Source organism: Streptomyces sp. SID10853, from assembly GCF_010548145.1.
Lineage (GTDB): Bacteria > Actinomycetota > Actinomycetes > Streptomycetales > Streptomycetaceae > Streptomyces.
This window is the reverse complement of record NZ_JAAGLN010000359.1, coordinates 1-4,797: the sequence shown is the minus strand read 5'-3', so window position 1 is coordinate 4,797 and position 4,797 is coordinate 1. Positions and strand designations below refer to the sequence as shown.

Below are 4,797 nucleotides of genomic sequence, written 5' to 3'. Positions count from 1 at the left end.
CGCTCGCGGACCGGCTGACGGCCACCGGGGTCGACGCCCGCCCGCCGGACGGCCTCGTCCAGCGCGCCCCGTGAGCCGCCCAGCCGGCGCAGCAGTGTGCTGCGGGAGACGCCCGCCGCTGTGGCGATCGCCGCCAGCGGGACATCCGCGACGTCCCGGCCGCGTTCCTCCGCCGCGATCAGGGCGGCGGCCACCAGATCCCGTATCTGCGCGTGGTCCTGTTCCTGCATGTGGAACATGATACGTCTTGACACATGAGACCGTTCCACACACTCTATATAGGAGAGTTCCACAGGGAACGAACGAGGGGAGGGGAGTGCCATGAACGTCGTCATCTCCGGGGGCGGACCGGCCGGCATGATGCTGGGCCTGCTGCTGGGGCGGGCCGGGATCGAGGTGACCGTGCTGGAGAAGCACGGCGACTTCCTGCGCGACTTCCGCGGTGACACCGTCCACGCGTCCACCGTGCGGCTGATGGACGAGCTGGGGCTGGGCCGGGAGTTCGCCTCGCTGCCGCAGAGCAGGCTCAGCGACCTGGTGGTGCCCACGTCGGACGGCGGCCGTATGCGGCTGACCGACTTCGGGGCCCTTCCCGCGCCGTACAACTACATCGCGATGATCCCGCAGTGGGACCTGCTCAATCTGCTGGCGCAACAGGCCAGGCGCGAACCGTCGTTCACCCTGCGGATGAATACGGTGGCGACCGGGCTGATCCGGGAGGGCGGCAAGACCGTCGGCGTCCGCTACCGCACCCGGGACGGTGAGGAGGGCGAGATCCGCGCCACCCTCACCGTCGCGGCCGACGGCCGCCACTCCGCGCTGCGCCAGGACGCCGGTCTGGTGCCGCAGGAGTTCCCGGTCCCGTTCGACACCTGGTGGTTCCGGCTGCCCAGGTACGCCGCGGAGCAGGCCCAGGAGCCACGGCAGGTTGCTGCGTTCCGCGCCGGCGAGTTCGCCCTGAGTCTCACCAGGAACGACTACTTCCAGATCGCCTACTTCACCGTGAAGGGATCCGACGCCCGTCTGCGCACCGAAGGCATCGACCGCTTCCGGGCGCGGATCGCCGACCTGGTCCCGCAGTACACGGACCGCGTCGACCAGCTGCCCGGCATGGACGACGTCCATCTGCTCGACGTCCGGCTCAACCGGCTTGCGCGCTGGTGCACCGACGGCCTCCTGCTGATCGGCGACGCCGCCCACGCGATGTCCCCGGCCGGCGGAATGGGGGTCAACCTCGCCATCCAGGACGCGGTCGCGGCGGCCACGCTGCTCGCCGAACCGCTGCGCCGGGGCCGCCTGACCACCGCCGACCTGGCGAAGGTCCAGCGGCGGCGGTGGCGGCCCACGGTGATCCTGCAACGCGTGCAGCTGATGCTGCACGACGGGTTCTTCGCCCCGGTCCTCACCGGCCGCCGCGTCGGACCGCCCTCCTCGATGGTCCTGGCCACCCGGTACCTGCCCGGGTTCCGGCAACTCCCGTCCCGGCTGGTCGCGTTCGGCCCGCGCCCGGAGCACGCCCCGGCCTTCGCCCGGCGCCCCGCGCCCCGCCCGAGCTGAGCCGTCTGCCCGGCGCCCCGCCCGAGCTGAGCCGTCTGCCCGGCGCCCCGCGCGAGCTGAGCCGTCTGCCCGGTGTCAGGAGCCCCGGACGGGTGCGACCGCCCCGGTGGGCGGGTGGCCCGCGGCGAAGGCGGCCACGTTGGCCTCGACCCGTTCCGCGAGCCCACGCCAGTACGAGGAGCGGGGGTTCGCGCAGTGCGGTGTGATCAGGGCGTTCTCCAGCTCCCACAGGTCATGTCCGGCGGGCAGCGGTTCGGGAGCGGTCACATCCAGTGCCGCTCCGCCGATCGTGCCGTTCTTCAGCGCGTCCACCAGGTCGGCGGTGACGACGAGGCCGCCCCTGGCGACATTGACCAGCCAGGCGTCCCGGCGCATCAGGGCGAACTCGGCCGCCCCGAACATCCCACGGGTGGACGGGCCCGACGTGGCGCCGGTGGCCGTGCGGCCCAAGAGCTGAGTCAGCCGCCCAAGGCGCAGGCCGAGCCGCCCTCCAGGAGCTGTTCGACCTCGCTGCGGGCGGCTTCCACGACCGTGCTCACCGCGCGGGCCGCGTCGCCGGCGCGGCCCTCGGCGATGGCGTCCGCCACCTCCTGGTGCCTGCGCACCGACGCCATGTCCACCTGCTCCGGCATCAGCAGCAGTTCGCGCCGCGCCACCAGGAGCTCCTCGGTGACCTCGGAGAGCTGGGCGAACATGCCGTTGCCCGACGCGGTGAGCAGCGCCCGGTGGAAGGCGGCGTCGGCCGCGATGAACCCCCGGCTGTCGCCCGCGTGGGCCGCGCCGGCCATCGCCTGCGCATGGGCGCTCAGGGCGCGCCGGGCCTCGTCACCGGCGCCCGTCGCGGCGAGCGCGGCCGCCGACGGCTCCACCGCGGCCCGCAGCTCGGCCAGTTCGCGCAGCTGTGTCTCACGGCGCGGTGACGCCAGGCGCCAGCGGATGACCTGGGGGTCGTACAGATTCCAGTCGTTCATCGGCCGTACGGTGATGCCGACCCGGGGACGGCTGGTGACGACCCGCTTCGACTCCAGGACCCGTACGGCCTCGCGGGCCACGGTGCGCGAGACGCCGTACCGCTCCTGTACGTCCTCCAGGCGCAGCACCTCGCCCGCCCGGATCTCGTCCGCCGCGAGCGACTGGCCGATCCGGTCGACCACCTGGCCGTGCAGGCCCTGAAGCTCCACGTCGTTCCCCGTCTGCCGATGTGTCTGGTCCGGTGTGGTCAGCGGGCTGCCGCCAAGCGGCCCAGCAGGGCGGTGACCCGCTCGCCCGCCGCCTGTGCGCCGCCCGAGGTCAGCGCCGAGCCCATGCCGCAGGCGACGGCGCCGGCCGCGATCCACTCCGGTGCGTTCTCGATTGTCACACCTCCCGTGGGTATGACGGGGGCCTGGGGCAGTGCGGCCCGCACATCGCGCAGCCAGGACGGCGGGACGGCCGACGCCGGGAAGAGCTTCAGCGCGTCGGCGCCCTCCTCCAGAGCCCGCACCATCTCGGTCGGGGTGGTCACACCGGGGAAGACGGGTACGCCGTAGCGGTGGCCGGTACGGATCACCTCCCGGTGGAGGCTGGGCGAGACCAGGAAGCGGGCGCCGGCCTCCACGGCGGCCCGCGCGGCGGCCCCGTCGAGTACGGTGCCGGCCCCGATCAGGGCCCCGGGGCGCCGCTCGGTCAGCTGGGCCACCGCACGCAGCGCGCCCGGGGTGGTGAGGGCGATCTCGACGGCGTGCAGCCCGGCGTCCAGTACGGCGTCGGCGGCGGCCACGGCCTCCCCGGGGCCGGGGGTGCGGACGATGCCGAAGACGCGCTGGGCCGTGACGGCCCCGGCGGTCTCCCAGCGGTACAGGTGGTCCATGACGTGTTGCTCCTGGAGAGAAGGGACGGGCGGGAGAGGGGGAGGGGCGCGTCAGCGGTGCACGGTCTCGGCGCCGCCGGTGAACGCGGCGAGCGCCCGGTCAAGACCCGCCCGGTCGGGCAGCCCGTCGGTGTCCGTGGCGCACTGCACGACCAGCGCCGCGACAGCGGCCGCCCTGCGCAGACACACCTCGTACGGCTCGCCACTCAGCACCCCGGAGAGGAACCCCGCGGCGAACGCGTCGCCCGCGCCCACCGGGTCGGTCACCGGGACCCGGAAGGCCGGCTGGTGCCAACTCCCCTCATCCGTACGACAGGAGGCCGACTTGTCGCGGTGCTTGACCACCACGGCCCGCGCCCCGGCAGCGAGCAGCCGCTGCGGGCCGGGTCCGCCGAGCAGCTCCAGCTCGTCCTCGCCCGCCAGGACCAGGTCCGCCCGTTCCAGGAGCGGTGCGACGACCTCGCGCCAGCGCTGCGGACTGCCGAGCTTCAGCCGCACGTTGGGGTCGAAGGAGACCGTCGCCCCCGCCTCACGGGCCAGTTCGAACAGCCGCAGCGTGGCCAGGCGCGCGGAGTCCGAGAGCATCGGGGTGATGCCGGTGAGATGGACGATCGCGGCGCCGCCCAGCACGTCAGGGGTGAGCGCGCCGGGCGCGAGAAGGGAAGCGGCGGAGCCCGCCCGGTGGTACTGCACATCGATCGCCCTGGCCGGGTGACTGTCGCGCAGCAGCAGCCCGGTGGGCGCCGCCGGGTCGGTCACGGCGTACGAGGTGTCGATGCCGTCGGCCCGCAGCTGGGCCAGCACGGCCCGCCCCGAGGGATCGTCGCCGACCCGGCCGAGCCAGCGCACCGGGTGCCCGAGCCGGGCCAGACCCGCCGCGACGTTGGATTCCGCGCCCGCGACCGAGCGGCGGAAGGCGGTGGCCCGCTCCAGCGGGATGCCGGGCTCGGCGACCATCAGCAGCATCGCCTCGCCGCAGGTGAGCACGGAGGGGCCGCTCATCGCGCGAGCTCCGGCAGCAGACCGGCGAACTCCGCGCAGAAGCGGTCGACCATGCGCAGCTCCTCCTGGTCGAGGCGGTACCCGGGGGCACGGCAGTGCGCCGACCCGAACCAGCCACGGCGCACCGAGATCTCCTTCTCCGCGGCGACGATCAGCTCGACGCTCTGCATCCAGTACGAGAGGTACGGGGTCATCCGGGTGTGCAGGGCGACGCAGCCGCTCTCGTCGCCCGCATCCCAGCGCCGCCACAGCTCGACGTACAGCTCGGTGAAGGAACACCCGGGCTGCACCCCGACCGCACCGCGCCGCAGCGCGTCGGGCAGCTGGAGCCCGGCGTAGCCCACCAGCGCCGGCAGCGGACGCCGCCCCGCGGCGAGCGCCGCGATGAG

At 74.0% G+C, this 4,797-nt stretch carries 6 protein-coding genes and 1 pseudogene; 1 reads left to right on the top strand and 6 read right to left on the bottom strand.

Features of this window, described 5'->3' with window-relative positions:
* Window positions 1-230: pseudogene (locus G3I19_RS34555) on the bottom strand (hypothetical protein); the annotation flags it as partial.
* Between the two features lie 91 nt (window positions 231-321).
* On the opposite strand from G3I19_RS34555, the gene G3I19_RS34550 reads away from it, so the two are divergent.
* Window positions 322-1,557, top strand: a complete 1,236-nt coding sequence (locus tag G3I19_RS34550; protein WP_164267648.1) for an FAD-dependent oxidoreductase — start codon at window positions 322-324, stop codon at window positions 1,555-1,557.
* A 75-nt stretch (window positions 1,558-1,632) separates the two neighbouring features.
* On the opposite strand, the gene G3I19_RS34545 is transcribed toward G3I19_RS34550, so the two are convergent.
* The 5 genes from G3I19_RS34545 to G3I19_RS34525 all read right to left on the bottom strand — a co-directional run.
* Window positions 1,633-2,007: an NAD(P)-dependent oxidoreductase gene (locus tag G3I19_RS34545; protein ID WP_239075026.1), complete on the bottom strand. Its 375-nt coding sequence runs from the start codon at window positions 2,005-2,007 to the stop codon at window positions 1,633-1,635.
* An 8-nt stretch (window positions 2,008-2,015) separates the two neighbouring features.
* On the bottom strand, window positions 2,016-2,738 hold the full coding sequence (locus G3I19_RS34540; protein ID WP_343235300.1) for an FCD domain-containing protein: 723 nt from the start codon (window positions 2,736-2,738) through the stop codon (window positions 2,016-2,018).
* A gap of 38 nt (window positions 2,739-2,776) precedes the next feature.
* Window positions 2,777-3,397, bottom strand: coding sequence for a bifunctional 4-hydroxy-2-oxoglutarate aldolase/2-dehydro-3-deoxy-phosphogluconate aldolase (locus G3I19_RS34535; RefSeq protein ID WP_164267650.1), 621 nt, complete (start codon window positions 3,395-3,397; stop codon window positions 2,777-2,779).
* A 60-nt stretch (window positions 3,398-3,457) separates the two neighbouring features.
* Window positions 3,458-4,408, bottom strand: a complete 951-nt coding sequence (locus G3I19_RS34530; RefSeq protein ID WP_239075025.1) for a sugar kinase — start codon at window positions 4,406-4,408, stop codon at window positions 3,458-3,460.
* A partial coding sequence (locus G3I19_RS34525) for a hypothetical protein (protein ID WP_203600998.1) occupies window positions 4,405-4,797 on the bottom strand: 393 nt, incomplete at its 5' end. The genes G3I19_RS34530 and G3I19_RS34525, both read right to left, overlap by 4 nt.

Bases quoted from the DNA above. Each gene is read 5' to 3' on its own strand.
- G3I19_RS34550 (WP_164267648.1), top strand. From the start codon at position 322: ATGAACGTCGTCATCTCCGGGGGCGGACCGGCCGGCATGATGCTGGGC.
- G3I19_RS34530 (WP_239075025.1), bottom strand. From the start codon at position 4,408: ATGAGCGGCCCCTCCGTGCTCACCTGCGGCGAGGCGATGCTGCTGATG.